This window comes from Providencia sp. PROV156 (genome assembly GCF_028480905.1).
In the GTDB taxonomy this organism is placed as follows: Bacteria; Pseudomonadota; Gammaproteobacteria; order Enterobacterales; family Enterobacteriaceae; genus Providencia; species Providencia hangzhouensis.
Genome location: NZ_JAMPPE010000006.1, coordinates 21,514 through 48,193 on the forward strand (window position 1 = coordinate 21,514; position 26,680 = coordinate 48,193).

At 36.9% G+C, this 26,680-nt stretch carries 25 protein-coding genes; 14 read left to right on the top strand and 11 right to left on the bottom strand.

Features of this window, described 5'->3' with window-relative positions; genetic code table 11:
* The first annotated feature begins 67 nt into the window (after positions 1 to 67).
* From fliE to cspE, 3 genes are all read left to right on the top strand, one after another.
* Positions 68 to 379: a flagellar hook-basal body complex protein FliE gene (gene fliE / locus PSF31_RS05750; protein ID WP_096864729.1), complete on the top strand. Its 312-nt coding sequence runs from the start codon at positions 68 to 70 to the stop codon at positions 377 to 379.
* A 455-nt stretch (positions 380 to 834) separates the two neighbouring features.
* A complete protein-coding gene (locus PSF31_RS05755) occupies positions 835 to 1,047 on the top strand; it encodes an AAA family ATPase (protein ID WP_071585855.1) in 213 nt (70 codons plus the stop codon).
* Between the two features lie 281 nt (positions 1,048 to 1,328).
* A complete protein-coding gene (cspE, locus tag PSF31_RS05760) occupies positions 1,329 to 1,541 on the top strand; it encodes a transcription antiterminator/RNA stability regulator CspE (protein ID WP_036957846.1) in 213 nt (70 codons plus the stop codon).
* A gap of 93 nt (positions 1,542 to 1,634) precedes the next feature.
* Here cspE and aes read toward each other — a convergent pair whose 3' ends face one another.
* From aes to PSF31_RS05775, 3 genes are all read right to left on the bottom strand, one after another.
* A complete protein-coding gene (aes, locus tag PSF31_RS05765) occupies positions 1,635 to 2,600 on the bottom strand; it encodes an acetyl esterase (RefSeq protein ID WP_096864731.1) in 966 nt (321 codons plus the stop codon).
* 219 nt (positions 2,601 to 2,819) lie between these two features.
* Positions 2,820 to 2,951, bottom strand: a complete 132-nt coding sequence (locus PSF31_RS05770; RefSeq protein ID WP_004255580.1) for an entericidin A/B family lipoprotein — start codon at positions 2,949 to 2,951, stop codon at positions 2,820 to 2,822.
* A 551-nt stretch (positions 2,952 to 3,502) separates the two neighbouring features.
* Positions 3,503 to 3,970, bottom strand: coding sequence for a DUF1097 domain-containing protein (locus PSF31_RS05775; RefSeq protein WP_004255576.1), 468 nt, complete (start codon positions 3,968 to 3,970; stop codon positions 3,503 to 3,505).
* 466 nt (positions 3,971 to 4,436) lie between these two features.
* Between PSF31_RS05775 and PSF31_RS05780 the strand changes: the two genes are divergently transcribed.
* Positions 4,437 to 4,937: a hypothetical protein gene (locus PSF31_RS05780; protein WP_096864732.1), complete on the top strand. Its 501-nt coding sequence runs from the start codon at positions 4,437 to 4,439 to the stop codon at positions 4,935 to 4,937.
* Positions 4,938 to 5,071: 134 nt separating this feature from the next.
* Here the strand turns inward: PSF31_RS05780 and PSF31_RS05785 are convergent, their stop codons facing one another.
* On the bottom strand, positions 5,072 to 6,007 hold the full coding sequence (locus tag PSF31_RS05785) for a YadA C-terminal domain-containing protein (protein ID WP_232062952.1): 936 nt from the start codon (positions 6,005 to 6,007) through the stop codon (positions 5,072 to 5,074).
* A 698-nt stretch (positions 6,008 to 6,705) separates the two neighbouring features.
* Between PSF31_RS05785 and def the strand changes: the two genes are divergently transcribed.
* Positions 6,706 to 7,215 carry a peptide deformylase gene (def, locus tag PSF31_RS05790; RefSeq protein WP_096864733.1) on the top strand — a complete coding sequence of 170 codons (510 nt, stop codon included), beginning with the start codon at positions 6,706 to 6,708 and terminating at the stop codon, positions 7,213 to 7,215.
* A 52-nt stretch (positions 7,216 to 7,267) separates the two neighbouring features.
* Here def and fliT read toward each other — a convergent pair whose 3' ends face one another.
* Genes fliT through fliD form a run of 3 tightly spaced genes read right to left on the bottom strand, consistent with a single transcriptional unit; the run spans position 7,268 to position 9,506 of the window.
* Positions 7,268 to 7,657 (bottom strand): flagellar protein FliT, encoded by a 390-nt coding sequence (gene fliT, locus PSF31_RS05795; RefSeq protein ID WP_096864734.1) that lies wholly within the window; start codon positions 7,655 to 7,657, stop codon positions 7,268 to 7,270.
* Complete coding sequence (fliS, locus tag PSF31_RS05800) at positions 7,647 to 8,045, bottom strand: flagellar export chaperone FliS (protein WP_004909969.1); 399 nt, start codon at positions 8,043 to 8,045, stop codon at positions 7,647 to 7,649. Before fliS ends, fliT begins: the two co-directional genes overlap by 11 nt.
* An 18-nt stretch (positions 8,046 to 8,063) precedes the next feature.
* Positions 8,064 to 9,506, bottom strand: coding sequence for a flagellar filament capping protein FliD (gene fliD, locus PSF31_RS05805; protein ID WP_096864735.1), 1,443 nt, complete (start codon positions 9,504 to 9,506; stop codon positions 8,064 to 8,066).
* A gap of 380 nt (positions 9,507 to 9,886) precedes the next feature.
* Between fliD and PSF31_RS05810 the strand changes: the two genes are divergently transcribed.
* Complete coding sequence (locus tag PSF31_RS05810) at positions 9,887 to 11,011, top strand: FliC/FljB family flagellin (RefSeq protein ID WP_096864736.1); 1,125 nt, start codon at positions 9,887 to 9,889, stop codon at positions 11,009 to 11,011.
* A 184-nt stretch (positions 11,012 to 11,195) separates the two neighbouring features.
* Here the strand turns inward: PSF31_RS05810 and PSF31_RS05815 are convergent, their stop codons facing one another.
* Positions 11,196 to 12,374, bottom strand: a complete 1,179-nt coding sequence (locus tag PSF31_RS05815) for an MFS transporter (RefSeq protein WP_096864737.1) — start codon at positions 12,372 to 12,374, stop codon at positions 11,196 to 11,198.
* A gap of 618 nt (positions 12,375 to 12,992) precedes the next feature.
* On the opposite strand from PSF31_RS05815, the gene PSF31_RS05820 reads away from it, so the two are divergent.
* Positions 12,993 to 13,706 (top strand): RNA polymerase sigma factor FliA, encoded by a 714-nt coding sequence (locus tag PSF31_RS05820; RefSeq protein WP_096864743.1) that lies wholly within the window; start codon positions 12,993 to 12,995, stop codon positions 13,704 to 13,706.
* Positions 13,707 to 14,094: 388 nt separating this feature from the next.
* Here the strand turns inward: PSF31_RS05820 and PSF31_RS05825 are convergent, their stop codons facing one another.
* Complete coding sequence (locus tag PSF31_RS05825) at positions 14,095 to 14,544, bottom strand: GNAT family N-acetyltransferase (protein ID WP_004255552.1); 450 nt, start codon at positions 14,542 to 14,544, stop codon at positions 14,095 to 14,097.
* 209 nt (positions 14,545 to 14,753) lie between these two features.
* Between PSF31_RS05825 and cbpA the strand changes: the two genes are divergently transcribed.
* The 6 genes from cbpA (at position 14,754) to PSF31_RS05855 (ending at position 23,635) form a co-directional block, all read left to right on the top strand.
* A complete protein-coding gene (cbpA, locus tag PSF31_RS05830; RefSeq protein WP_096864744.1) occupies positions 14,754 to 15,692 on the top strand; it encodes a curved DNA-binding protein in 939 nt (312 codons plus the stop codon).
* The gene (locus PSF31_RS05835; protein WP_004255543.1) at positions 15,692 to 15,985 is read left to right on the top strand and encodes a chaperone modulator CbpM; all 294 of its coding nucleotides are present in this window, start codon (positions 15,692 to 15,694) and stop codon (positions 15,983 to 15,985) included. Before cbpA ends, PSF31_RS05835 begins: the two co-directional genes overlap by 1 nt.
* A gap of 554 nt (positions 15,986 to 16,539) precedes the next feature.
* The gene (locus tag PSF31_RS05840; protein WP_272683180.1) at positions 16,540 to 22,098 is read left to right on the top strand and encodes a two-partner secretion domain-containing protein; all 5,559 of its coding nucleotides are present in this window, start codon (positions 16,540 to 16,542) and stop codon (positions 22,096 to 22,098) included.
* A 104-nt stretch (positions 22,099 to 22,202) separates the two neighbouring features.
* Positions 22,203 to 22,709 (top strand): contact-dependent growth inhibition system immunity protein, encoded by a 507-nt coding sequence (locus PSF31_RS05845; RefSeq protein ID WP_096865237.1) that lies wholly within the window; start codon positions 22,203 to 22,205, stop codon positions 22,707 to 22,709.
* Positions 22,688 to 23,122 carry a hypothetical protein gene (locus tag PSF31_RS05850; RefSeq protein ID WP_164560976.1) on the top strand — a complete coding sequence of 145 codons (435 nt, stop codon included), beginning with the start codon at positions 22,688 to 22,690 and terminating at the stop codon, positions 23,120 to 23,122. The genes PSF31_RS05845 and PSF31_RS05850 overlap by 22 nt, the downstream gene beginning before the upstream one ends.
* A gap of 9 nt (positions 23,123 to 23,131) precedes the next feature.
* A complete protein-coding gene (locus PSF31_RS05855) occupies positions 23,132 to 23,635 on the top strand; it encodes a contact-dependent growth inhibition system immunity protein (protein WP_164560977.1) in 504 nt (167 codons plus the stop codon).
* 298 nt (positions 23,636 to 23,933) lie between these two features.
* Here the strand turns inward: PSF31_RS05855 and PSF31_RS05860 are convergent, their stop codons facing one another.
* Complete coding sequence (locus tag PSF31_RS05860; RefSeq protein ID WP_096865095.1) at positions 23,934 to 24,551, bottom strand: bifunctional 4-hydroxy-2-oxoglutarate aldolase/2-dehydro-3-deoxy-phosphogluconate aldolase; 618 nt, start codon at positions 24,549 to 24,551, stop codon at positions 23,934 to 23,936.
* 12 nt (positions 24,552 to 24,563) lie between these two features.
* Complete coding sequence (locus PSF31_RS05865) at positions 24,564 to 25,523, bottom strand: sugar kinase (protein ID WP_096865096.1); 960 nt, start codon at positions 25,521 to 25,523, stop codon at positions 24,564 to 24,566.
* Between the two features lie 210 nt (positions 25,524 to 25,733).
* On the opposite strand from PSF31_RS05865, the gene kdgR reads away from it, so the two are divergent.
* Positions 25,734 to 26,516, top strand: coding sequence for a DNA-binding transcriptional regulator KdgR (kdgR, locus tag PSF31_RS05870; protein ID WP_004255519.1), 783 nt, complete (start codon positions 25,734 to 25,736; stop codon positions 26,514 to 26,516).
* Positions 26,517 to 26,680: the final 164 nt, after the last annotated feature.

Sequence of the window (26,680 nt, forward strand, 5' to 3'; positions counted from 1 at the left end):
TGATAGGGTAAGCTAGCCAATATAGGTTAGTGAAAAATTCACATTAATTTAATAAGAAGAGAATCGAATGACAGTTCAAGCGATTGAAGGGGTTATTTCACAATTAAATGTCGTGGCAACCCAAGCCACTAACCCAATTAAACCCGTAATAGAGCCTGTTGGATTTGCTGATCACCTAGTTGCTTCCGTAAATCAAATTAATAAATCACGTAATGATTCAGCTAAGCAAGTTGAAAACTTCACGTTAGGAAAGCAAGATATTTCCTTAAATGACGTGATGGTTGATATGCAAAAAGCAAGTTTAAGTTTACAAATGGGAATTCAAGTACGTAATAAGCTAGTGGCGGCGTATCAAGAAATTATGTCTATGCCAGTGTGATTTTACTATTTATTTGAATGTAATAAATTAATTGATCTTTTAGTACTCTGTTGGGAAAGTAATGGGGTAATTTTTTATTGCCAATAATAATCGGTTCGCATATTTTAATTCGATGATCAAGCATAGGAATAACAGTATGAAACGATTTATTGATAAGTGTTTTGTTATGGTTTCGTTCGTTATTGTTGGGTTATCATTTGTCTTTGCTGGTGGGCTTCCGTTTGACCCAACTGAAAAAAGTAGTCAATCATAACTGTAATGCATTACAAGATTTAAAAGCTGCGTGATGCGGCTTTTTTGTTATCTTAAATCCTACTTTATATATTGTTATTGTGAATTATCAATGGTCATTTTACCAAAGTAGTATCCAAATAATGATTTAGATAAATGATAAATATTGGTATCATGATTAAGTGTTTTTACCTAATCGCTGTATTGGAAAAATAAAAGCCATTATGAAAGTAATATCTTCGCTATTTTGTCTATTTTTAATTACGGGTTGTACATTTACGCCTTCTTTCGAGCCTGATAAACCAACATGGCCAAAGCCGCATAAAGACGCCCGTTCATCCGAACAAAAAAGAGCCGATAGAGAAGCGGTACATGAGCAACAGCGAGCGGTGATGAGGGGCGAAAGGCCTGATTATGGTGTTTTTGATAGGTATTAAACCTGAAGATGTTTTCTTTTAGGTTCGGATAAATAGCAAACTATTTGTTTCTTGAATTGATGTGAAAATAAAATTTGCCATTTGGTTATAAGTGTGGCTTAATATGCTCACTGGTTTGGAAGTACAGGCCTATTTATGTTAGTCAGTTTTAAGATGTTCACCATTAAGCGTTATCTCAGATACCACTTCATTGCGAATTCCTTCTAATTAATTCCCATAAGTACCACAAGAACAAACCGCAACATGCCTTATGGCAATTTTAAAAAATTAAAGGAAATTCTATGTCTAATACAATGACTGGTACAGTAAAATGGTTTAACGATGATAAAGGTTTTGGTTTTATCACTCCTGCAGACGGCAGCAAAGATGTATTTGTTCACTTTTCTGCAATTCAAAGTGATAACTTCAAATCATTAGCAGAAGGCCAACAAGTTTCATTCACCATTGAAAATGGTGCTAAAGGCCCAGCAGCAGCTAACGTTATCGCTAAATAACGATAAACGAATCGCTAAGCATTCAAAAACCTCGCTAAATGCGAGGTTTTTTCGTTTTATCGTCTGTTATCTTCAATAAATATAGAGTTAATATTATAAAAGTTGTTTGATAAAATAATTCGCACCATCACGAATTGCTTCATCTGATATTTGCATCATGCGAGAGTAATGTAAGAAAGCATGCAAAGTTCCTGGGTACATTTTATATTCACAAGATATATTGTTAGCGTCGAGTGTTCGGAATAAAGCCAAGCTATCATCTAATAGCGGGTCAAATTCTGCACTAGCAATAAAGCAAGGTGGAATATCATTGGTTAAGTCATTATTGAATAAGCAGTAATAAGGGGCTTCTCTATCACCATTTTCCCCGAGATAGGCATTATCATAATTTTCTAAGTCTTCTTTTTGTAACCCATCCCATTCCCCACCATATAGCCGCCGACTGATTGAATCCTGTAAGCCATAAAGCCCATACCACAATAAAACGGATTTAATATTGGCACTTTCTATAGTGTTATCACGCAACCAAAGTATAGAAGCAAGAGATAACATTGCGCCAGCTGAGTCACCTGCAAAGCCAGCTTGTTGCATATTGATATTATGCTCTGCGGCATTTTGTTGATAATACTGGTAAACGGTGGATATTTCTTCAATGGCTTGGGGGTAACGAGCTTCAGGGGATAACGAATAATCTATTCCAATAACGGTACAGCCTGAATAACAGGCTAGTAACCGCATTATGCGGTCATGAGTTTGTAAATTACCTAAAATAAACCCGCCTCCGTGAATATAAAATAAAGTTGCTGGTGGTGACTTCAGGGGTTGAAATAGACGAGTCAAAATATTGCCATATTGAGTTGGTACTTGAATATCGTAAATATTGTGCATCATTGGGGCTTCTGCATTCCAATATTTTCTATCTTCAATATACGCTTGTCGCATTCCGTAATAGCTGGTGTCAATAGGGGAAGGGGATGGGTTTTCTGCATAAAATTGCATTACAGATTGCATTTCAGGTGAAATGTGGTCTAACACATTAATTTTATTTTTCGGGTTCATTATGCTCTCCTAGCTGGATGGCTTCCATTGTAAAAGAGAGGCATAATTAAATTGTGATCCTGTTAGCCAATATTAAAATGTTCTGTATTTCAATAGAGTAAGGTTTAGGAATTTATAGGCTCTTTAATTTATATACCAAACGGCGAAACTGTCACCGTTTGGTATATATGTCAGTTCTAGTCGAGGTAGCTAATATTTAAGGATGATGGTTGTTAGCCATCATTTAGCTGCTCTTTGTATGGCTTCGCCACCTGCTTCTATATCTTCACCAACACCTTTGGTGGTGTTGCATGCGCTTAAAGAGAATACGACAGCTAATGAACAGGCTAAAAAGCAAATTTTTTTAATCATATCTTCTTCCTTTCGTTACATTCAGTTATAGGTCTTAAGATATTCTTATTCAAGTATAGCAGAGGAATGAAAGTGTGTTTTTCAAACGATTCTGATTTTACGTTCTAGCCATGTAAATTTAATTGGTTTATTACGCTTTTATTTCACTTTTGATTGGTTTAATAGTCTAAGTTATCAATTAATAAAAGAAAAACATATTGGTACTTAGAAAAGGTTTTACTTTTTTATTGATAATATAAGGATGCAGAAAAATCTGAATTTCACTATATGATTATATTAAAAAGAATTAATTCGACTGATGTTTGACCAGTTGTATAAGCTTTATTAATCTAAATTGGAATTTCAAGTCCGAATTTTATCATTTTATTAACAAACTTATCATTATTATATTTGTGGGTATAAGTAAGGGTACTTAGTTTAATGTTTGATTAATTACTAGTTAAATCAAAATGTTATGTATTGCTGTTAGACAATTTTAATGTAATATCGAATCTGTTTGAAATTCCCTTGGTTTCATTGATTTATTTAAACCGCCATATTGGCGGTTTTTTTTAGTTTTTATCCGATAAGTACTTTTTAAATAACCAAAGCCCACTTTTTTTCATTGCAAAGCCAAATAGCACACCGATTAATAGTGATTGAATCGTTACCAACCAAGCACTTTCAGCCGCAAAAATAGTACAGGTACCCACAAACGTGCCTGGTATATAAGAAAGCCACTGTTTTTTAGCTTGCATACACATCAAAAAGGCAACAATACCCGTAACAAAGTACCCAACAAAATGAGGTAAGTGTTGCAGGTAGTCACCGCTATGCAGGATCACCAACCCCCAAACTACACCGCTACTGACGGTTAGTGCAGTAATACCTAATCCTTTAAGCCCATCTTTGGGGTAAGCAAAATACGCAGTACAGCCTAAAAAGCCGGCCCAGCCGATTAACCCTAAGCTATCTGCAACCCAAGCCCATATACCGGAGAGAATGGCGGTTGTTAAAGAAAGAGAGAATAATAATTTCACAATTTGTACTTTACGTTATGGTTATTTGTTAACAATGAGATTGGTGAATGTTTGTTAGTCCACCAGTTAGTTACAGAATCCACTCGTTACAAAAGCAATTAATTATAAAGCTAAGTTGTAACGATTCAGCTATCTTGTTATTCAAGAACCATCTAGAGAGTTTCAAGTATTGCTAGAGGGGTAACTGACTAATAATATGATAGTTATCTGTATTGCAGTGGTACTGGGATCCTGTAAAGCGGAGCATTGTATAGACCCAAAGTAAATCTGGCAATCTGTATACGATGATTTATCTGTATTAACTTTATCTTTTTGATAATAATTAATTGTATGTAAATTCAGTGTTAAATAAATAACTTAAAATATAAATATTAATGTTGATTGAGTTAATAGCTGATGACTTTTTTACTTCAATTTAGCCTCCTCACCCTGTAGCATGAGATAAATTGACTAGTGAGGTGAGAGTATGAAATGGATGGTAGGTGGGGTTGCTGCGTTGTTATTAGTAGGGTGTGATACCACATCGACTGCACCATTTGGCCTAAACTGGGGGCAAAGTATGGATAGCATCAGTTTTATTAAGGCGGGGAAATGCCAAACAAATGGCAGTAAAACAGTTTGTACTTTTGGGCAGCAAAAACCTTTTAATGATTGGAGCTATGAAAACCAACTAACTTTTGATGATGGCGCACTCATTCAAGTTGCCACTACACTTGTTGGGGTTGAAGATTATACCTCGCCAAAACCAGATTTTGCGGACTTCCAACAAAAGTTAGAAAATGAAATGAGTTATTTGACAAAGCAAGGGCTTAGCCAGCAAGTCGCCAGTGAATTTCTCTCGAAATGCCAATCTGAAACCAGTTGTAATAAAGTAAGTGAGTCATCGCTAACTCATGTCGGTATGTCTAATCTTTGGGTTACCATTAACCCAACACCAATTGCGATTGTGACTTATCACCAAGATTAATTACAACGCAGAGCTAGTTAATTTAGATATTGGCCGATTAGGGCGATTAAAAATAGTACCAATGTATCATTGGTACTATGGTTAATGTTTATAAATAATTTATAAAGGTTATATGAAAAATAGGGGTTAGATAATTACCAACCGAAGGCGACACCCGCTCCGATAACGGCAGAATCAGAGTTATTCCAAGAAACAGAACTGCGTAAGTTGATATTTTCTTTTAGTTGATATTGAGCCCCAGCAGCGATCGCAGAACCATTTTTGTAATTACCTACGCCAACCCCGGCACTAAAACGGGTATTTGTTGCATAAGGGATATTGCTCATTGCAGCAACGGAGGCAATACCCGCATTGGCTTCTTGGGCACGTTTATCTATTTTGCTATCAAGCTGGCTGACCCCATGGTCAAATTTATTTTCTAATTTTGTGAATTTAACTTCGTTCGCTTTTTGTGTTTTGGCCGCATCACTTTTTAGAGTCTTTATTGACGAGGTATTTCCAATGACTTTTTTATCTAGATTCTGAATATTGGTATTCAATTGTTCGGTGACTTGGTCGGCTGCATTTACACCAATTAATGCACCTTGTACATATAATTCAACTTCTTTTAATTTTGAGTCAAACGCATGGTGTTCTGTTTCATTATCTTTGTTTATTGATGTGATTTGGTCATTAATTAAATCAGTGTTGTTTTGTATTTTTTCGGCGTTTATGTTGTAAGAAGTGAGTATAGAGCTGTCTACGGTACTTTGTAACTCCACTAACTCATTTCGTATACCCCTAGTTTCTAATTTAAGATTAAGATGCCTTATATTTAATTTATCAATATCACTACTGAAATTTGAGTTCATCTGGTTAATTTCGCTATCTATCTCATCGATTTTTTTATTGATATGAATGATTCTTATAGTGTTATTATGAACACCTTTAGTATTATTATTAATCCCTTGTGCATTGATATCACTTAATATTGGTGCGGGCTTTGAATGTGTAGTGTTGGCTACTGCAGTGAAAGACAAACCGCTGAGTAATATAACAGCTAAATAACGAGCTAATGCTTTCTTTTCCATGTGTTAATTTCCGTATTATTTAAAATATTATCTAAAGAAGAATGAAGAGGGGATTTGTTTTTCTCAACTTATTTATAATAGGGTCATTTTTCTGGCGGGTAAAATCGATTTTTTAAATTATAATTATTCGGGATATTCGTGTTTGATTGGAATAAAGACGGTGAAATTTTTATTATAAATATATCTGAATTTTTAAATTAATTAAATTATAAGATACTCTGCTTATTATTTGTTGTATATTAATTTGAAAATAATTTGAATGTGGCCCAACTGTATTTTTATGATGAAAAAACATAAAATTAAATATCCATAGGCAAATAACTGCGACTAGCCGATAAAAATAAAAACAGTTGGAAACCTACAAAGGAGCACCATTTTTCTATTTTAGATGTTTTTTTCCAAATAACGTGTTATTTTTCTGTGAAATTTTATGTACCTTGTGTGGCATAAGGGTTTAAACTAAACAGCTTAGTGATAATTTATTGATGTTTAAAGTGAAAATTTCTTTCTGATTAACAATGCCATTTTTTGCATGTTGTTGATGAAATAGAAAGACGATAATATTTTATCTGTTCGTCATACTTCACTGGCAGAGTTGTGATGGCAGTTAGCGGCTATCGAATATCGCTACTGCCGCTTAAAATATTTTGAATTATTGATATTTGAATAAAAGTAATCGAATTTATAGGGTTTAAATTATGGCAGTAAGAGAAATTATTGAAATTCCAGATGAACGACTGCGCATTAAATGCAGCCCAGTGACAGATTTCGCTGCAGTACAAACCTTAATCGACGATTTGTTAGATACCATGTACAGCACCGATAACGGCATTGGCCTCGCTGCTACGCAAATTGCTGAAACTAAATCCATTATGGTGATTGATATTTCAGAAAACCGTGATGAGCCCATGGTTTTTGTTAACCCTGAGATTGTCGAAAGTGAAGGGGAAACTAGCTACCAAGAAGGGTGCTTGTCAGTGCCGGAGATCTACGCGGATGTAGAGCGTTTCCTGCGCGTTAAAGTGAAAGCGTTCGATAGGCACGGTAAAGCGTTTGAAGTGGATAGCGAAGAGTTCTTAGCGATTGTCATGCAACATGAAATCGACCACCTACACGGTAAAGTGTTTCTTGACCATTTGTCTCCGTTAAAACGCAATATGCTGTTGAAAAAACTGAAAAAGCAGCAACGTTTAAAGCAGCAACAGTAGGCTGTAATCTGAAAGGAAGAGGGTGTCAGGCTTGTTGGCCTGACACTTAAATTCATTCCATGGGGCGAACGACTAACGGGGTGTCAGGCTCATCAAATTGGCCATAGCTATTATTGAGTACCCGTTTTTGGTCTAATTGCTTAATTTCTTTGCTTAAAAAGTTTAAATGCTGTTGTAAATATTCTTTAGTAACACGTTCATTTTCGATAATTTTATGCAGTAACTGAATAAACTCTTCAGAGATGGGCTGCTGTTGTTCGAACGCTTGCGTTAACTTGGTGAGGTTTTCCACCGCAAGGACATATTCTGTCTCTCGGGAGACCAACGTCTCCCATTCCCCGGATTGCGCTAAGGCAACTAAATTTTCACTTAATACTAAGACATTACGGTATATTTCTTGTAAATCGATAGGATTTTTATTGTCCACCTGATTATCTTTCATCCACATTTGCACCGATTTGTTGCCACGCAGAGGCGATATCGGAGAGTAATTGGTAAACTTCTTGGACATAAGCCACGTTGTTTTCGAGGTTGGCGCGAAGTAACTGCATTGTCATGTACTCATACAAACTCGCTAAATTTTCTGCAAGTTCGCCGCCAGCTTCATAATTTAACGACTGCTTTAACCCTGTGTCAATGATGTCGATAGCTTTTGAGATTTCTTTACCTTTTTCAGCCACCTTACCCTGCTGCATAAAAATTTCCCCACGTTTTAGGGCACTTAGAGCCCCTTTAAACAGGATTTGGATCAGTTGGTATGGGGTCGCATTGGTGATTTCACTTTCCAAATCGACCTGCTGATAGGCTTGCTGTGCGTGTCGTTGATACATATTTTTAACCTAAAAGTATTAGCCTAATAATCGGCCTAAAGAATTACTGGTGCTATTCAGTGACGTCATCATTTTATCGAGGTTTTGGAATTGACGACGGTACATGTCCATGGTGTTTTCGATTTGCTTATTGGTTTGCTCAATACGTTTGTCTAGGCTTTTCTTTTTCTTTTGGATGCCATCGGTGGCATTGTGCAGCGTGCCTTCTTTGCTGTCTAAGGTGTCTTTTAAGTAGTTAAAGTTTTCAGTACCAAAACCGGTTTCTTTACCGTCACCGGCAAAAAATACTTTGGCACTCGATGGGTTTTCTTTGAGGACTTTATCCAGCACTTTATTATCAATTTCTAAGGTGCCATCCAGTTTTTGCTTAATCCCCATTTTGCTCAGAGTATCAATTTCTCCACTGGCTTGTGGCATACGAACTTGCGTGCGTAAGGTGCTTTGGATCATGCGTAAAGTGGAATCACCAATCAGTGGGCCATTAGTTTTATCCGGCGCAGTGCCTTTTTCCGTTGGGGTATATTTGGTGAGTTCTTTGGCTAAGGTTTGGAATTCATTATAGGCATCGACCCACGCTTTAATTTTACCTTTGGCGGGTTCGATATCTTCAGAAACAATTAGGTGGTCAGCTTTACCGTCTTCGCTTTCTTTTTTCAGCGTTAAGGTTAAACCGGGAAACAGGTCTTTGGCTTCATTGGTTTGCGACTCTAATTTAAAACCATCAATTTCTAGTAAGGCGGTTTGTGGAGCCACTTTTTGCACCATACCACTGGTGTCGGCATTTTTTAAGGTAACCTTACCATCTGCATCAATTTCAGACTCAACATTAAGAATAGCGGCAAGTTTGTCATCACCTTCCACATTGATGCTAATACGGTTTTCACTACCTTCTTTTTTAGAAGTGACAACAAGATGGTAAATATTGTCTTTGTCTTTAATGACCGATGCGGAAACGCCTTTATCGGTTTTATTGATGGCATCTGCAATTTCAATCAATGAAGTGTGTTCGTTATCCAGTTTGATAACGATTTTGTCTTTATCTTCTTTTTGTGACGGCTGTGTGATGGTAATGGTTCGTTCAGGTGCACCATTGCCCAGTAATTCTTTGTTGCTATTGTTAGGTGTGCCTTTGGTGGCGATAGTTTGTGCTTTTGCTAACTGAGTGACTATCACATCATGTACACCCGCTACCGCTTTGCCGTCAGTTTTCACGTCAAAGGCTTTGTATTCGCCATTCACTTTGGTGGTGCTGATATCGCCGTATTTTTTTAAGTCCTCGGCGGCTTTTTTTAGTTTTTCTAAGGACGACTGCATTTTGCCAAAGGCGCTAATTTGTGCATCATAGCTGGCTTTTTGTGTGGTCAGTGGCTCTAAGCGACGGCGCTCCATCGCTTCTAATTGGTCCATTTGTACGTTTAAATCTAAGTTTGACCCGATACCGAGTGTGGATATTCCTGCCATGTTTTCTCCTATTCTATGTCTGTGACATAAACTCTGAAATAAAATTTATTTAGAGTCTTATCGGCAAAACGGAGCAAAATTTTAGACTATTCTGAAAAAGAGTGATGGCGAGAGCTGATAAGAGAAAAGTAGGTAATTATCCCTATTGAAAATAAATAATAAGATAATTAATAAAAATAAATGGATGTGTTAAAAATGAAAGTGTTAAAAATAATGGCATTAAAAGCGGGCTGTAAAGCCATTTCCAACCTTACAGATAAAAATTTTCATCAAAAAGCCTAAAGGGGACTTTTTTGTAGCCGATAACCTAGTTGCTGACGAAATTCATCAAGTTAAGCATTTTGGCTTAACGCATTAATTTGAATAATAAGGATCACATCATGGCACAAGTTATCAACACTAACATTTTGTCTCTGACCACTCAGAACAACTTAAACCGTTCACAAGGCGTACTGGGTACTGCAATTGAGCGTTTATCATCTGGTTCACGTATCAATAGCGCAAAAGACGATGCGGCAGGCCAAGCAATTGCTAACCGTTTCACAGCTAACGTTAAAGGTTTAACTCAAGCTGCGCGTAATGCCAACGACGGTATCTCTATCGCACAAACTGCGGAAGGCGCGGTTAACGAAATTAACGATAACTTACAACGCGTTCGTGAACTGACTGTCCAAGCACAAAACGGCACTAACTCTAAGAGCGACATCGAGTCTATCAATAAAGAAGTTAAAGCACGTTTGGATGAAATCAATCGAATTTCTGAACAAACTCAGTTTAACGGTGTAAAAGTGCTGAGCCAAGATACTTCAATGAAGATTCAAGTTGGTACAAATGATAAAGAAGCTATCGCTATCGATCTGAAAAAAATTGATACTGAAGTTTTAGGTGTTAAAGATTTTGATGCTAGCTCAGGTAATTCTTTCGGCAAAGAAATGGATTACAGTGCTTTAAAATATAGTAAAGGTAAGCCAGTTGATTCAACAGCTGCACAGACAGAAGCCAACAAATTACAGGTTGGTGGTAAGCCTATTACTGATGCTAAAATCTATCAAAAATTAGATTCAGAAGGTAAAGCGAGCGAAACAGAAGTTTATGTTGTTGGTAAAAATGATAAAGGTGAAGAAGTTACCTTAACCGCGACACAAAAAATTACAGAGGGCGCAACCGCTGCTGATAATGCAACGGTTGCATTTACGATTGGCAAAGTTCTTGATGAAAAAGATCTTAATGCTATGAAACCACTGGATACTTTAGACAAAGCATTAGCAACTGTTGACAGCTTGCGTTCAGACTTAGGTGCTATCCAAAACCGTATGCAGTCTACTATCAATAACCTGAACAACTCTGTTAACAACCTGAGCGCAGCACGTAGCCGTATTCAAGATGCTGACTTCGCAACAGAAGTTTCTAACATGAGCCGTGGTCAAATTCTGCAACAAGCAGGTACTGCTGTGTTAGCACAAGCTAACCAGGTTCCACAAGGTGTTTTAAGTCTGTTACGTTAATTTAGACTTGTATTCCTGATTAAAGGCCAGCATTGCTGGCCTTTTCTTTGCCCGTCATACTTCGCGCCGCAGCGTTGTTGACTTCAGTCGCTCACCCGAATCACGTACCTATGTACGCTCATCGGGATAATCTCCTTCGTCGCCTAGCCGCACCACGAATTATTTAGGGCTCGCTTAAGCATTTTCAGACAAGTTCTGTATGGCTTTTAGCGCTGGTTTTGGCACAGCTGTAAATTAATATATTTGATAACAGAATAAATATAATAATAACCAAAGGATAATTAACCAGAAAACCAGACTCATAAACATAGGGTAGGGCAATTCCACCAAAGATATCCCCTGTCAAAAATGCGGTTTGTATTAAACCAAAAATATGTTCGGCATTCCCTTTGCGGGCGATCTCCATCTCAACCAAATTAATTAATAGTGAGCAAACGGTTCTAAACATATACATGGCAATAACCGAGATGGCGAAAACAATCGGGGAGCTAAATTTTATTGACCAAAACATGCCATAGAGCATCAGCATGCATAAAACAGAAAAAACAAGTAATGAGATAGGTTTATCTTTGTCAGAAAAAATAAACATAAAAAGGTTTTTGAGTACTAGCCCAGAAATAATGCCTAATGACATCACAAGGCCAACATTCGCATCTGAAAAATGCATGTTTTTTAAATACACTGGGATAATGGGTAAGATCAACGCCCAACTGGTGCCACTGATAATAAATGCAATAAATAAAACTAAATCTGCTTTATTGAGAAAATGAAAAAATGAAGTGCCTTTTTGGGAGCCTTTTTTTACTAATGGTTTCTCAGTTTTTGGTATTTTTAATGAAGGAATGGCTACAATGGCGATTAATACCATGACCCCGCTAATCAATAAGGCGGAACGATATGGAGTTTGATCGATAATTGATAAAATCGTCACTAGCCCTCCTGCAATAAAAGCCCCAAGGCTTTGTGCAATTGTGCTTAAATTATCGGTGTGTAGCAGGACTTTATTTTGTTCCTGTTTATCAATATTAAAAATCAGTGATTTAAGTGCAATAGCGATAATACTCGCACCCATCCCTGCCATCAAACCTGACGTGACAGCGATAGCCATGCCTGTGGGATAGGCTCTAAGAACAAGGCCGCCTCCATATAGAAAAAAGCCCACCATTAACCCATGCTTAGTGCCAATTTGGGACAGTCCTTTGGCATAAAGTAGTGAGCAGGCCCCCGCAATTGCCATCATTACGTACGAAATTGAAAATAACGTTAATTGCGCCTGCTGTTCCCAGTAGATAGGCTGCAATGTTTTGGATATCCACATTGGGAAAAGATAGAAAAAATAAAAGAAATATATTTTGTATATCATTTTTCTTCTTAATTATTTAAGTTTAAATTAAAAGATAATAACCTCAAAATATCTATATGTTATTTTACTTTTTAATTAAACTAATATGCTATTACATTAGTGAATGTAAAAATACATTATATAAGTTAAATCTGTCAAATAATAAGTTGTTTACCTTGTTAGTCCGAATTAACTTAATGTTTAATTAATATTAATTGTATTTAATAATGATATTATTTATATATAATCCATTAATCTGATTATTTTCTTTGTCATTATTTTCCATATCTAGTGCTATGTTTACTTTGGTTCTCATGCTTAGTGTTAAGCTAGCTTGCTGCTTACCGATAACTTTACTTGCTTTAAGAAGGCTAATTTAGTCAATAACAAAGTCTAAAGCCCAAATCTGCAATTTAATGACAAAATCACATCTCAACAAAACAACTACTCCCTCTTGTATTACCAGTAAAATTCCCTAAAAATTGTGTTAAAACAATCGTTAACATTGCAATCATTCAAATTTTACCTATTTAGGATAAGGCAAATAAAGCCACATTTAGTGCCTTACTCTACGGATTGAATTCAAAACCAACACAGATAATGAATAACTTTTATAGAGCTTGAAGGGTGATTCAGGTTGTGAGTGATTTGTATACTGCCGAAGGTGTGATTAATAAAAATAGCCTATGGGAGCGTTATTACCCTCTAATACGCCATGAAGCCCTGAAACTGCAAGTCAGACTACCCGCCAGTGTTGATATCGACGACTTAATTCAAGCGGGGGGCATCGGTTTACTACATGCATTGGAACGTTTCGATGTCACCCAAGGGGCGTCATTTGCCACTTATGCGGTGCAAAGAATTAGGGGTTCGATGCTAGATGAACTGCGTAGTCGTGACTGGGTGCCGCGCAGTGTGCGCCGCCAAGCGCGTGAAATGACCAAAGCCATTGGTGCGCTGGAACAATCGTTAGGGCGAAGTGCGACTGAGCCGGAAATCGCCAAAGCGCTGGATATTGACCTTGCGGAGTATCGCCAAGCGCTACTAGACACCAATAATAGCCAACTGTTTTCCTATGATGAGTGGCATGAAATTCACGGGGAAAGCTGTGAGCCACAAATGGATGAAGATGACGGCGGTAACCCGTTGAGCTTGTTGCTGGACTCCAGCTTGCGTGACCAAATTGCGGCGGCGATTGAGCAGCTGCCTGAGCGCGAGAAAATGGTGCTGACGCTGTATTACCAAGAAGAGCTGAATTTGAAGGAGATTGGCGCGGTGTTGGAGGTGGGGGAGTCAAGGGTGAGTCAGCTGCATAGTCAGGCTGTAAAACGCCTCCGCGGCAAATTGAAGTGATGCTCGTCATACTTCGCACCACAGCGTTGTTGGCTTCACTAGTTCACCCTAGTCACATACTGATGTATGCTCCTAGGGCTAAACTAGCTAGCCGCCTAGCTGTAGCACGAATTATTTAGAGCATCCGCATTAGGGGAGTTTTTAATAAAACCTAAATTGAAACCGTTTTTGAGATATTCCCCGTGTTTTCCATACTTGTGTATGCTCCTAGGGCTAAACTAGCTTGCCGCCTAGCTGTAGCACAAATTATTTAGAGCATCAGTATCGAGATATTTTAATGCTCATTTAAATTAAATTTGTTTTTATGTGTCTATGTCAGTCTTTTACTAACGGGATGAGTTGCTTATCACTCTATCATTTTCTACGTTTTTAGTAATTTTACTTTCTATTATTCATCCAGCTCTGCCGATCTAACCAAAAAATTCTCTGCCGTGGTGTGCCATGCTCTTGGGGATTGGGTGAACCCCAGTTTTAAGTATTCGGTGAGGTTGCTGTCGGTGGAGAAAAATAAAATCTGGCAGTCGGCGGGGAGTTCTTCAGCGACGAGGCGCATTAATTGGCGGTCGATACCGTGTTTTTGATAATGCATATCAACGGCCAGTTCGCAGATATAACAGCAAGAACTAAAATCCGTCACCGTGCGGACAAAACCGACCACCTGTTCCTCATCCCATGCACTAACCAATAAATCCGCGTTATTCAACATTGCATCTAATTGAGTGAGATTATCGGTTGGCACCATTTCTTTAAATGGTGACTGGCGAATTAATCGAATAAAATCCTCAATAGATATGGCAAAATTGACTTTATAGTTCAGGCGATTGGCAAGCGCATCCATAGAGTTCCCCTATTAATCAAACGGCACTCTTATAGGTTTAGCCTGAAATAGCGTAAATTTCCTGTTTTTTGTGGAATTTTATCATGGCCTAGCTATTCCAATTACTGCGTAAATGTCCTAAGTTAAATTCAAGGTCGTTGTGATGTTTAACCCAATTGGGTAAATACCATAAGAATTCTATTCAACAGATAAGTGAACGAGATATGACTATGGAACTAAAGGATTATTACAGCATCATGGGTGTTAAGCGCACCGATGATTTAAAAACCATTAAGACCGCGTATCGCCGTTTAGCGCGAAAATATCACCCCGATGTCAGTAAAGAGCCAAATGCAGAAGCGCGATTTAAAGAAATTGCAGAGGCGTGGGCGGTACTCAGCGACAAAGAAAAACGCGCGGAATACGATGAAATGTGGGAGCACAGAAATGATCCCTATTTTAACCAAGCCAACCAAGGTCAACAAAGCCACACATATTCTCAGCAAGGGTTTGATGCGGGTGGTTTTGATGACATTTTTTCATCAATGTTTTCCCAACGTGCACGTGGTGGCTCAAGGCAAGCACATAGTCACCGCGGGCAGGACTTAGAAGTTGAACTGGCTGTTTTCCTTGAAGAAACCCAAGAACCACATAAACGTACCATTAGCTATAACTTACCCGTCTATAACGCTTTTGGTTTTATCGAAAATGAAGTTCCCAAAACACTTAATGTGACTATCCCGGCAGGGGTGATTGATGGGCAACGTATTCGCTTAAAAGGGCAAGGCACAGCGGGTGAAAATGGCGGTGAAAATGGCGATCTATGGATAACCATCCGCATTGCACCACATCCATTATTTGATATCAAAGGCCACGATTTAGAAGTGGTCGTGCCGCTTGCGCCATGGGAGGCAGCCCTCGGAACTAAAGTCACCATTCCAACATTAAAAGACCCGATTGTGATCACCGTTCCTGCTAATAGCCAAGCTGGCCAAAAATTACGCCTTAAAGGTAAAGGGCTGAAACATAAAGGCACAGCTGGGGATCTGTATGCGATTATAAAAATCGTGATGCCAAATAGCAGTAATGCAGAGTCGGATGCGCTATGGCAGAAGTTGGCTGAGAGCCATACGCACTTTGACCCGCGTAAAAATTGGGGAGGAAAATAATGGAACAGTTAACCACATTAACCGTTATTGATTTTTGCGTTCATACCGGTATTGCTGAAGATGAATTACAGGAAATTGTCGGCCTTGGGATAATTCAACCTATTGAAACTACTAATGAATGGTTGTTTGACGACCAAGCGGTAGTCATTGTGAGAAGAGCCGTGCGTCTTTACCATGAATTAGAAATTGACTGGCCGGGCATCGCAATGGCTATGAGCCTAATGGATCAAAATGAAATACTCCGACGCGAAAATGAGATGTTGCGTTTACAGTTAAAACGTTTTATTGGTTAGTTAGCCAATAATTTAATTATTCACCACCACAAGCCTTAATAAGTAAATTAGGTTTGTGGTGGTTATAGTTGCTATTTGTTTTTTAAACTAATCATGTTTTTAATTTTTATAAGACATATAATAAATTTGATGCTTGCTTGATATATTTATCATCGTTATTTTTTATGCTAGGTCATATAGGGACATATACATGAAAAATACTATTATCATTTTTATGAAAATAATAAGCTTGATATTCACTTTTAATAAATATGCTTATTCTTTTTTGACGTCACTATCAATTTTCAGGGATATCCATGCTCAAGATAAAAATCCAAGATTGATATCAGAATTAAATCAAAGAAAAGAATTATAAAACCAGCCGTTAAAAAAGAAGGAAGAAATGAAAATAGTATTAAAAAAATGGAATTAAACTCATCATATGTTTTAGTTAATGAAGTTAGAACACAAAGAATTCTAGCACTCCCTTGTATTATCCATCGAAATTAAAGGTAAATAATTGGTCATTACATTGGAATATTCAAGTTAACTCATAATCTATGTAGGAGAAGTTTATGGTTGAACATAAAATACCACGTTTGAAGCGTTTTATTATCTACTATCTGATGTGTTTATTTATATTATTTCCGATTAATCCATCTTGGGGTAGTAATGTTTTAATTTCAGGGAATGACTCTTCAGTTTATCAAAAAAACAGCACCACTATTGTTAATATAGCTACTCCAAATGAAAATGGTATTTCGCATAATAAATACCAACAATTTAATATCCTTGAAAAAGGTATTATATTAAATAATTCAAAGAATACAGTAAAAACTCAACTCGCAGGGGACATAAATGGAAACAATAGGTTAAGAGAAATTAATGCAGAACTGATTATTAATGAAGTTGTAGGAAATAGTCAGTCCCAGTTACTTGGAAAATTGGAAGTGGCGGGAAAATCTGCGAATGTGATTATAGCAAACCCAAATGGAATAACGTGCAATGGATGTAGCTTTATCAATGTTCCCGCGCTCACCCTAACAACAGGAAAACCATTTCTTGGTAGCGACGGTCAATTATCTGCTATTGAAGTAAAAAAAGGGACGATCACCATTGGCAATAAAGGAATGAATGCCGAAACCCCAAATTATACGGATATTATTAGCCAAGCAATGGTTCTTAATGGACAAATTAAAGGGAAAAATGTCTCATTGATGCATGGGAATAATCGTATTGATTTCCAAAAAGGAACTGTAACATCAATTAATGGCGAAATACAAAGCCCTATTATTGCTATTGATACAAAAGCACTTGGAGGCATGTATGCTGGCCAAATAAAATTAACGAGTACAGCATCAGGTATAGGAGTCAATTTAAATAACATTTACACCACTCAAGGGAGCTTAATACTAACTGCTGATGGGAAAATTACAACAAATGGTAATATTCAATCAAAAAATGAAATTAATGTTAGTGGTAAAGAACTCTATATTAAGAAAAATGCAAAATTAAATGCGGAAAATGATATTACCCTTGCGACAAATTCTTTAATCAATGAAGGCGAGATTATAGCAGGTAAGGACATGCGTATTTTTTCTAATACAATTAAAAATACGGGTGAAAAAGCACTTGTTCAAGCGAAAGAAAATTTGTGGATACAGAAAAATGCAATTGGAGATTTAAGTCAATCTATCGTAAACAAGTCCGCAACGATTAAAACAGAAAAGGGAGACTTGGTTGTTAGAGCGAAAGAGGTTGCAAATAACCGAAGCTTAGAGGGACTATATTTTACCGCTCAAGGTAGTGATGATAAAAAATCTGTTTTTTCCAATGATGCAGTGGGTAAGGAATTTAAAAATCCCATTATTTTAAACCCGATAAAAGAAGGAATAACAGATGATGGAGTTCTTTATTTTCTGACACATAATTATGATGTGCCCGCCTATGATTTTAGAGACTGGCAAAATAGTTATTTTGTCAATTCTGGGATTAGTGACCCAAAAAGAAACTTGGAGTTTTTAAATAGATTGCTTGGTGGTACAGTTCCCATTTCTTCCCTACCTGTTATTAACCTAGGAAATTATAAATATGCCTATAAAACCATTGGTAAAACAGGTGATATCTTGGCTGGTAAGAACTTATATATATCCGCTAATGAATTATTAAACTATGGTAGTAATATAAAATCAAAAGAAAATATGATATTGACAGGGAGGAGCTTCATAAATAGTAGTTTATTAGTTCAAAACGAACATGAGCGTTATTATAGGTTTACACCAAATGCCATGCGGAATGAATTAACATTCACAGATAGCCCTGCCATTAGCAATCAATTTATAGATTATAGTATTACTGGGTATAGACTACCTGATGAGACTTTTGCATTACGCCAAATAGACTACCCTATTTATGCTCCTGCCAGTATTTTCGCAGGTAATAATTTTATGAGTGATTTCTTAGAGGATGTGGATTTTAGATATACATCCAATGATAGAATATCACTAGGTAATGGCTTTGTTAAAGGCATTATTAATAAACCTGATTATGGCAACTCAAAAGCAAGTAAGCTATATCCATCTAATCGCTATTCTCACCTTGATTATTATGATGATAAACCTTTCATCGTTCTACCAAAAGATAAAGAAATCATTCAGGATGTAACTAATATTGTTACTGCTAAAAATGTTTTTATCAAGGGGGGTAATGTTAAAATTAATCATGGGTTAAAATCCGAACAGGATGTATACATATTTTCTAATACAAATATTGATTTAGAAAATGCAGAAATAGATACAAAGCATGATTTTATTCTTTCAGCTGATAAAAATATAGAAGTAAGGAAAAATAGTCAAGTAAATGCAAATAATGCGTTTATAAAATCTTTACAAGGCAGTGTGTTGATTTCAAATGACACGCCTGAAAGATATTACAATAAAAATGGGAAAGCATATGAAGGAAATATTTCAGTTAAAAATGATATCTTAGTGCAAGCAAAAGGAAATGTAATTTTCCTCGATTCAGTGATAAAACCTCTAAATAATTTCTCTGTAAATGCAGGTGAAAATATATTGTTTTTGGAAAACGATATAAATACCCCTAAGATACGAGTTAAAGAGTTATGGGATAGTGAAAAATATAAAACTAATTTTAATAACTTTCTTAACAATAGAGGGAAAATACAAACAAATAAAGACTTATTGCTTCAAGCGGGTGGTAATTTATTTTCATCAGGTTATGGTTTTTATTCTAATAATAACATTAATTTTATAAATGGCTCTGAGCTTTCAATTAGACCTCGATTCTCGTCTGGTGAATATGATGCTGTTCTTACGGACACACTAGATGCATATTTTTTACCAGAAAAAGCGAATGAATTAACGCGAGTATTATCTCATTCACAAATACAGAAACTAATTGCTCCCATTTCCGCTAAAAAAGATCTCACTATGATGAGTGGTGAAGATATGGGGATTATTTCAGCTAACCTTTCGAGTGGGGGAAACATCACACTATCAGCGGGCAAACAACTTACTCTTGATTCTACATCATATTCCTTGACTGACTTTCCAACTAGGAATTTTTATGAAAGGAAAAATTTAGTCACTTCAATAGAGAGTGGTAAAGATATTGTTTTAAGTTCTGCTGGAGATTTTGTTAGTCGAGGCGCTAAGTTAGAAGCAGGTAAAAATATCACAATTACAAGTGATAACAATATCAAGTTTGAAGCATTAACAGAGGAAAGTCGAAAAAATAATACAGATAAAAGGGAACAACGTAGATCAGAAATTCATAGCGGGAAAAATATCACTTTATTGTCAAATGGTAGTACATTATTTCAAGCAACAAAACTTGCAGCGAAAGGCTTTATTGATATTGCAGCTAAGGGGGGGATCCTTTACGCACAATCTATGATTGAAACGACTAAGTGGGAGGAAGAGCGCAAATATTGCAATCGTTTTTTAGGTATAAAATCATGCTTCTGGGGTTCGACCCATGAAATAAAAAACTTTCAATCTGCTACGAATAAAGTCTCTGAATTTGTCGCAAATAAAGATATCAACTTATTTGCCAAAGACGATATCACATTAGAAGCTACAAAACTCAACACCAGACAAAATGCAAAGATAACGAGCCAGACTGGTAAGGTGAATTTTAAAGCAGTTAAAAATAGTAAGTTTGAGCAAGTCATTTCTAATTCAACTGGCTTTTATATTACTCACCGGGATAAGGGATATAAAGAGGACTCATGGGTATTACCCTCATTACATATTGGTGGTGCGTTGACTGTTGGTGCCGCGAATGGTGTGAGTGCAGATGTTAAAGCTAAAAATGCTCAAAATTTAGAAAGTGTCCTTAATGAATTAGGGAAAAGGGATGAAACTAAATGGCTAGCCAGTTTAAAAGATCGTAAAGATATCCAATGGGATATTGTTAAAGATGCTTATGAGCAATGGGATTATGAAAGTCAGCATTTAAACCCTGTAGTGTCAGCATTGATTATGATTTCAGTTGCAGCAATGACTCACGGAACGGCAACCGAGTTTGCAGCTTGGGCATCATCCGGATCTAGTGGTGTGACAGGAGGTGCAATATCCGGAGCGGCTTATAGTGGCGTGATGGCTTTATCAGCTCAAACAGCTAATGCATTGGTTGAAAATAAAGGAGATTTAACAAAAACATTTAATACATTAGGCCGGAGCGAAACGGTTAAATCGATTATTACCCAGATGGCTGTTTCCGGCGCACTCAGTGGTTTAGATGTTCATATGGAGTGGGGAGCAGGAACTGGGGCTGAAGCGAAGCTACCTTTATTGAGTGATGGTGATTGGAGTAATGTGGCACAACGTGTTGCGGCACAATCTGTTGTTAGTTCAAGCATTAATACATCAATTCAAGGTGGCAGTTTTACTCAAAATTTAAAAAATGCATTTTTAGGTAATGTCGCTAATCAACTGAATGCAGAGGGTGCTAGGCTAATTGGCGATAATGGGCAAATTTTAGGTCAATCAGGGAAAATGCTCAGTCACGCTGCTGTGAGCGGGCTTGCTGCTGAGCTTTCAGGTAAAAATACAAAAGGTGCTGTTGTTGGTGCTCTCGCTGCGGAATTTGCAGCGATTGCTCTAGATGATAATTTAATTCAGGCGCATGAATGGAAAAAGAAAGCAGAACAAAAAGCTCAAATGGCGAAAGCTTTTGGCGGATTTGCAGGTGCGATATTTACTGGCGAACCCGGAGGGGTTTATAGCGCAGCAAATAGTGCTGAGAATACTTTTCGTTATAACTATTTATCTCACAAGCAACGTGAGTTAATGGAAAAAGAGCTAGCTGCTGAGCCTAATCTTTTTAAGCGTGCTGGGATCCATATCAAATGGGGATTAGCCAGTAGTCATCAGGATGGTATTTTTGCTGCCGGTTTCGTTGCGGGAGTTCCTGCAGAGTTATGGGATACATTAAAAGATGTTGTAAATGGAACAATAAATTATGAAGAAACATGGGATGGGATACGTGCTTTATTAACAAGTGAAACAATGTTCAGTGATATAGCTGAGGGTGAAAAACAAGATATTCTAAATCGAATTAATAAAATTGAAATCGAATATCAGAAAGCTGGAGCTGATGGTGCGTTTAATGCGGGTTTAGAAACTGGTCAACTATTTACTAAGGTAGCAGGATATATTGTTACTGTTAAAAGTGCTGCTAGCATATCAGCGAATTCAGGCCGATATGTTGATGCGCTATTGAATGGTAAAAAATCTTGGCCTATTATAGATATCAAAGAAATATATAGAATTGAGCCGGACGGTAGAAAAACCTATATGGCTTTTGGAGAAGGCGTTTACAAGCAAGGCTATCCATTTGAAGATTATATTGGTAAATCTAGAAAACTAGCGGATAGTGAAAGGTTACCTGCGGGGACGGAAACATTTGACTATTTTACAAAAAATAAAGAAGCGATAAGTGTAAAAACATTAGATACGGGAGCTAAAACATATCAAAACCCAGTTAAGATCAGTTCAAAAATAAACGGATATATAAATGATGTGGTTAATTTCAAAGGAATAAACAGCATTAAATTTAAGCTTGAAAAGTCAAGTGTAAAAAATAAAACGATAGAGTTAGCTATACCGTAGTAAAACTACTCCAGCACAATGGATTGAAATTAATAAATCAATAATTTACGCTAATGATAAAAACATAAAACTTAATATAACGGTTGTTAAGTAAGGAACAATATATGCTTGATTATGATTCTGGGGATAATGTATCAATCCGAGTTAACGAACGATTTTATTTTATATTTGTTCTTTCGGGATATCATTTTTTTGTTAGAGATAATGAGACGCCCGTTTATTGTTTGGAAAAAGATACTGCTGAAGAAAAGTTAGGTGAAATGTTAAAGTTAGCATTAAGTCAGTGTCGAATTATAGATCCGTATGAAAATTCTGATTTTTTTGATAGGAAGAGGATTGATGAAGACTATAAAGAGTGGGTTGGTGATGTGTTAATTAAATGTAAGTTTAAAAGTATAAAATCACTTTTTTTAAATATGATGTCATGCAGTATTAAACGAATTAATGGTAACATTATATTGCAACCTAGTTTGCATAAAAAACTAAAAGATTGGACGAGAGATGGATATAGTGATGATGATGATATTATTTTACCGGATACAGTAACAAACGCAGAATTAGGTAAAGCCATAAAGGAAGTGCTTTCTCGTTGCCGAAGTGTGGTCAAGTAAAATGTCTAGGCTGTAGTGAAGGCGTTTACAAGCAAGGCTATCCATTTGAAGATTATATTGGTAAATCTAGAAAACTAGCGGATAGTGAAAGGTTACCTGCGGGGACGGAAACATTTGACTATTTCACAAAAAATAAAGAAGCGATAAGTGTAAAAACATTAGATACGGGAGCTAAAACATATCAAAACCCAGTTAAGATCAGTTCAAAAATAAACGGATATATAAATGATGTGGTTAATTTTAAAGGGATAGACCAATCAAGGCTCACACTATTAAATTCAGATATCAAACTAAGGACTATAGAAATAGCAATCCCAAGTAAAACAACTTCAGCTCAATGGGTGGAAATTAATAAATCCATAGCTTATTCTATAGAGAATAATATTAATATGAAAATTACAGTAGTAAAATAGGGGGGAGAGATGGAAAACAATGACTCTGGAAATAATATATCCATTCGAGTAAATGATTTTTTTTATTTTATTATGGTTTTGTCAGGGTATCATTTATTTGTAGTAGATGATACGGTTCCTATAGTATCAGTTAATAAAAAAGTCACAAATAGTGAGCTAGGTAAATTATCTAAAGTTGCTCTAAAAAAATGTAGAGTTATAGATCCTCATGTAGATAGCTTTTTTTTTAATAGAGATCGCCTTGCAGAGTGTGAAAAAAAATGGCTCAGTGAAAACTTATCTTCTCTTGGTTTCAAAAATAAAAAAAACTTTTATCAATCAATGATGTTATGCAATATTAAAGAGAAAAATGGTTTTTTAACATTAAGGCCAACACTCCATAAAAAATTAGAAACATGGACGGGGGATGGGTTTACTGAGGATGACTATATTGTTTTGCCGGATAGTGTTTCTGATGAAGAACTCGGTGAAGCCATAAAGGAAGTACTTTCTCGTTGCCGAAGTGTTATTTGAAATTTATATTATTAGATAGTTAATAAGATTTTTAATGGGGTATATAAGTAGTATTAATAAAATAAACTTTATTGGTTTTCTTCTGCGAAAATAAAATGTATGCAGTTTCATTCAACTCTTATTTATTTATAAATTATTTAAGTAAATCTATAATCTAAATTATTAGTAAATTGTATTATATTCTTTGACTAATTTGATAAAGCTAATAATTAAACAATATTTTAATGAACACGAACAACAAAAAAGCCCTTACCATCCAGTAAGGGCACAATAACGACAACGAGATTTTTATTGTTAATTAAATAGTTGCGGCTTCGGCAATGAGTTTGCCGAGCTCTTGCCAGTTTTCACTGTCAATTAATTCATTCGGTACCATCCATGAACCGCCGCACACTAATACAGACGGTAATGCGGTGTATTCTTTTATATTTTTCACACCAATACCGCCAGTTGGCATAAATTTAACCGGGTAAACGGCGCTGAGTGCTTTGAGCATGGCAACCCCGCCAGAGGCTTCGGCTGGGAAGAATTTCAACGTGGTGAGATTAAATTCAAGGGCTTGCTCCACTAAGCTTGGGTTATTCACCCCAGGAATAATAATCACGTTCTTTTGTTGGCAATAAGCCACAATTTTTGGGTTAAAACCCGGGCTGACGATAAAATCTACACCCGCTTCAATGGCTTGGTCAACTTGCTCTGTGGTTAATACCGTACCTGCGGCAATCAGTAATTCAGGGTAAGCAGCACGCATATTTTTAATCGCTTGTACCGCGGCAGGGGTGCGGAAGGTGACCTCTGCACATGGCAGGCCATTTTCCACTAAAGCTTTTGCTAATGGCGCACCATGCTCTGCATTATTAATGGTGATAACAGGAACAACATTGAGTTTCTTAATTCTTTCAAGTAATTGATTCATGGTTAAAGCCTCTTAACATGTTTCTAAAGCAGTGGTTGGCATGGCTTCGGATGGAATAATCGCTCCCCGGTGTTGGATGACGGTTCCAGCCAGTAAATGACCTGTTTTTGCCGCTTCGCATGGGTTGCCACCTAAAATACGGCAAGCAAGGTAGCCGGCACTGAAAGAATCCCCTGCTGCAGTGGTATCAACCACGTGGTTGATTTTATTCGCAGGGACTTCAATACGTTCGTTATCGATAATCACAAAGCAGGCATCAGCACCGCGCTTGATCACTATTTCGTTCACACCATATTGTTGGGTACGTGCAATTGCATCAGTTTCATCAATATCATCGTGAAGCAGTTGTTCGTCATCAAAGGTCAGAAAAGCGATATCGGTTAAGCTTAAAATTTGCTGATAAGCCTGTTGTGCCGCTTGTTTGGAAGACCAAAGTGCGGGGCGATAGTTATTATCAAACACAATTTGGGCACCATGCTGTTTAGCTTGCTGTAACATTTCAAATAACAACTGGCGTGAAGCGCTAGGTAAAATGGCTAGGCTGATGCCACTTAAATAGATAAATTGTTGCGAATTTAGGATTTGCTGTGTGTGGGCTTTGCTGTTGTGGTCAAGACAAACGGCATCAAGCCAAAATTTTGCCGCGGCATTATCGCGCCAATAGAAAAAGCGGCGTTCGCCATCAGCAGAAGTTTCGATTAAATACATCCCAGGCAAATGTTTGTCCGAAATAAAGACCTCTTCAGTATTGATGCCTTCTTGTTGCCAACTGCTTAGCATTTGCTGGCTGAATGGATCCTGACCTAAACCGGTGATGTAACGGGTTGTCACACCGTGATCTTTAGTTAAACGAGACAGGTATAGCGCGGTATTGAGTGTATCCCCACCAAATGTTTGTCTATAAAGTTCACCCGATTTTTGCAACTCAACCATGCATTCGCCAATAACGGCAACTTGCGGATGTGTATTCATTTTCACCACCTGCGCGATTACGACTTAGTAAACTATTGCTACTTAATGATGCTATTAAAACCCATTTTAAATAGAACTTCAATAAAAATGAAACGCCGTTTTAAAAATATCGAATCGCCGTTCTTGTTTTTATCATGATAGCCACTTATGCTATTAGTTAGGGTGTAATGTCGATATCAATTTATAGGATTATAGGATGATGGAAAAATAATGGATAAAACGACTCAAACGGATGCTGTTTCAGCAGTGGTTAAGGTATTTAGCATTCTTAGCGCCCTTGGTGAGCAAAAAGAGATTGGTGTGTCTGAGCTTTCACAGCGTTTATTGATGTCAAAAGCCACGACATTTCGTTTTCTGCAAACGATGAAACAGTTAGGATATGTGGATCAAGAAGGTGAAGCAGATAAGTATTCACTGACCTTAAAACTCTTCGAATTAGGGGCAAAATCCCTCGAGTATGTTGACCTGATAGAAATTGCAGATAAAGAAATGCGCCGTATTGGCCAATTAACCCATGAAGCGGTGCATTTGGGTGCATTAGATGAAGATGCCATTATTTATATCCATAAAATCGACTCGAGTTATAATTTACGCATGTATTCACGGGTTGGGCGTCGTAACCCATTGTATTGCACCGCAATCGGTAAGATTTTACTCGCTTGGCAAGATGAAGAATCCATTCGTTTGGCATTGAAAGATGAAACTTTTAGTCAAAAAACGGCAACAACAATTTTAACGATAGAAGACCTGCTGGCGGAATTAGCCACAGTTCGTGAATGCCATTATGCACAAGACAGAGAAGAGCAAGAGTTAGGCCTGCGCTGTATTGCTGTACCAGTGTATGACCGCTTAGGTCATGTGGTTGCAGGGCTATCGATTTCGTTCCCAACGATTCGTTTTGATGAGCAGCGTATTGATGACTATGTCCAATTACTGAAAACGGCGGGGCGTAATATTTCAGAGAAAATGGGCTATCACCAATATCCATCATAGGGTTGATATAATAAGACTAAGCCAATTTCAATGATGTATCAATCAATTGATTTAATAACCTATGTAAATTATTTATTTGAATATTAAGGATTTTATAAATTTCACTTATTATTATTCAACACCATGCGTTTCTGCTGACATATAATATTTACTTATGGATACAG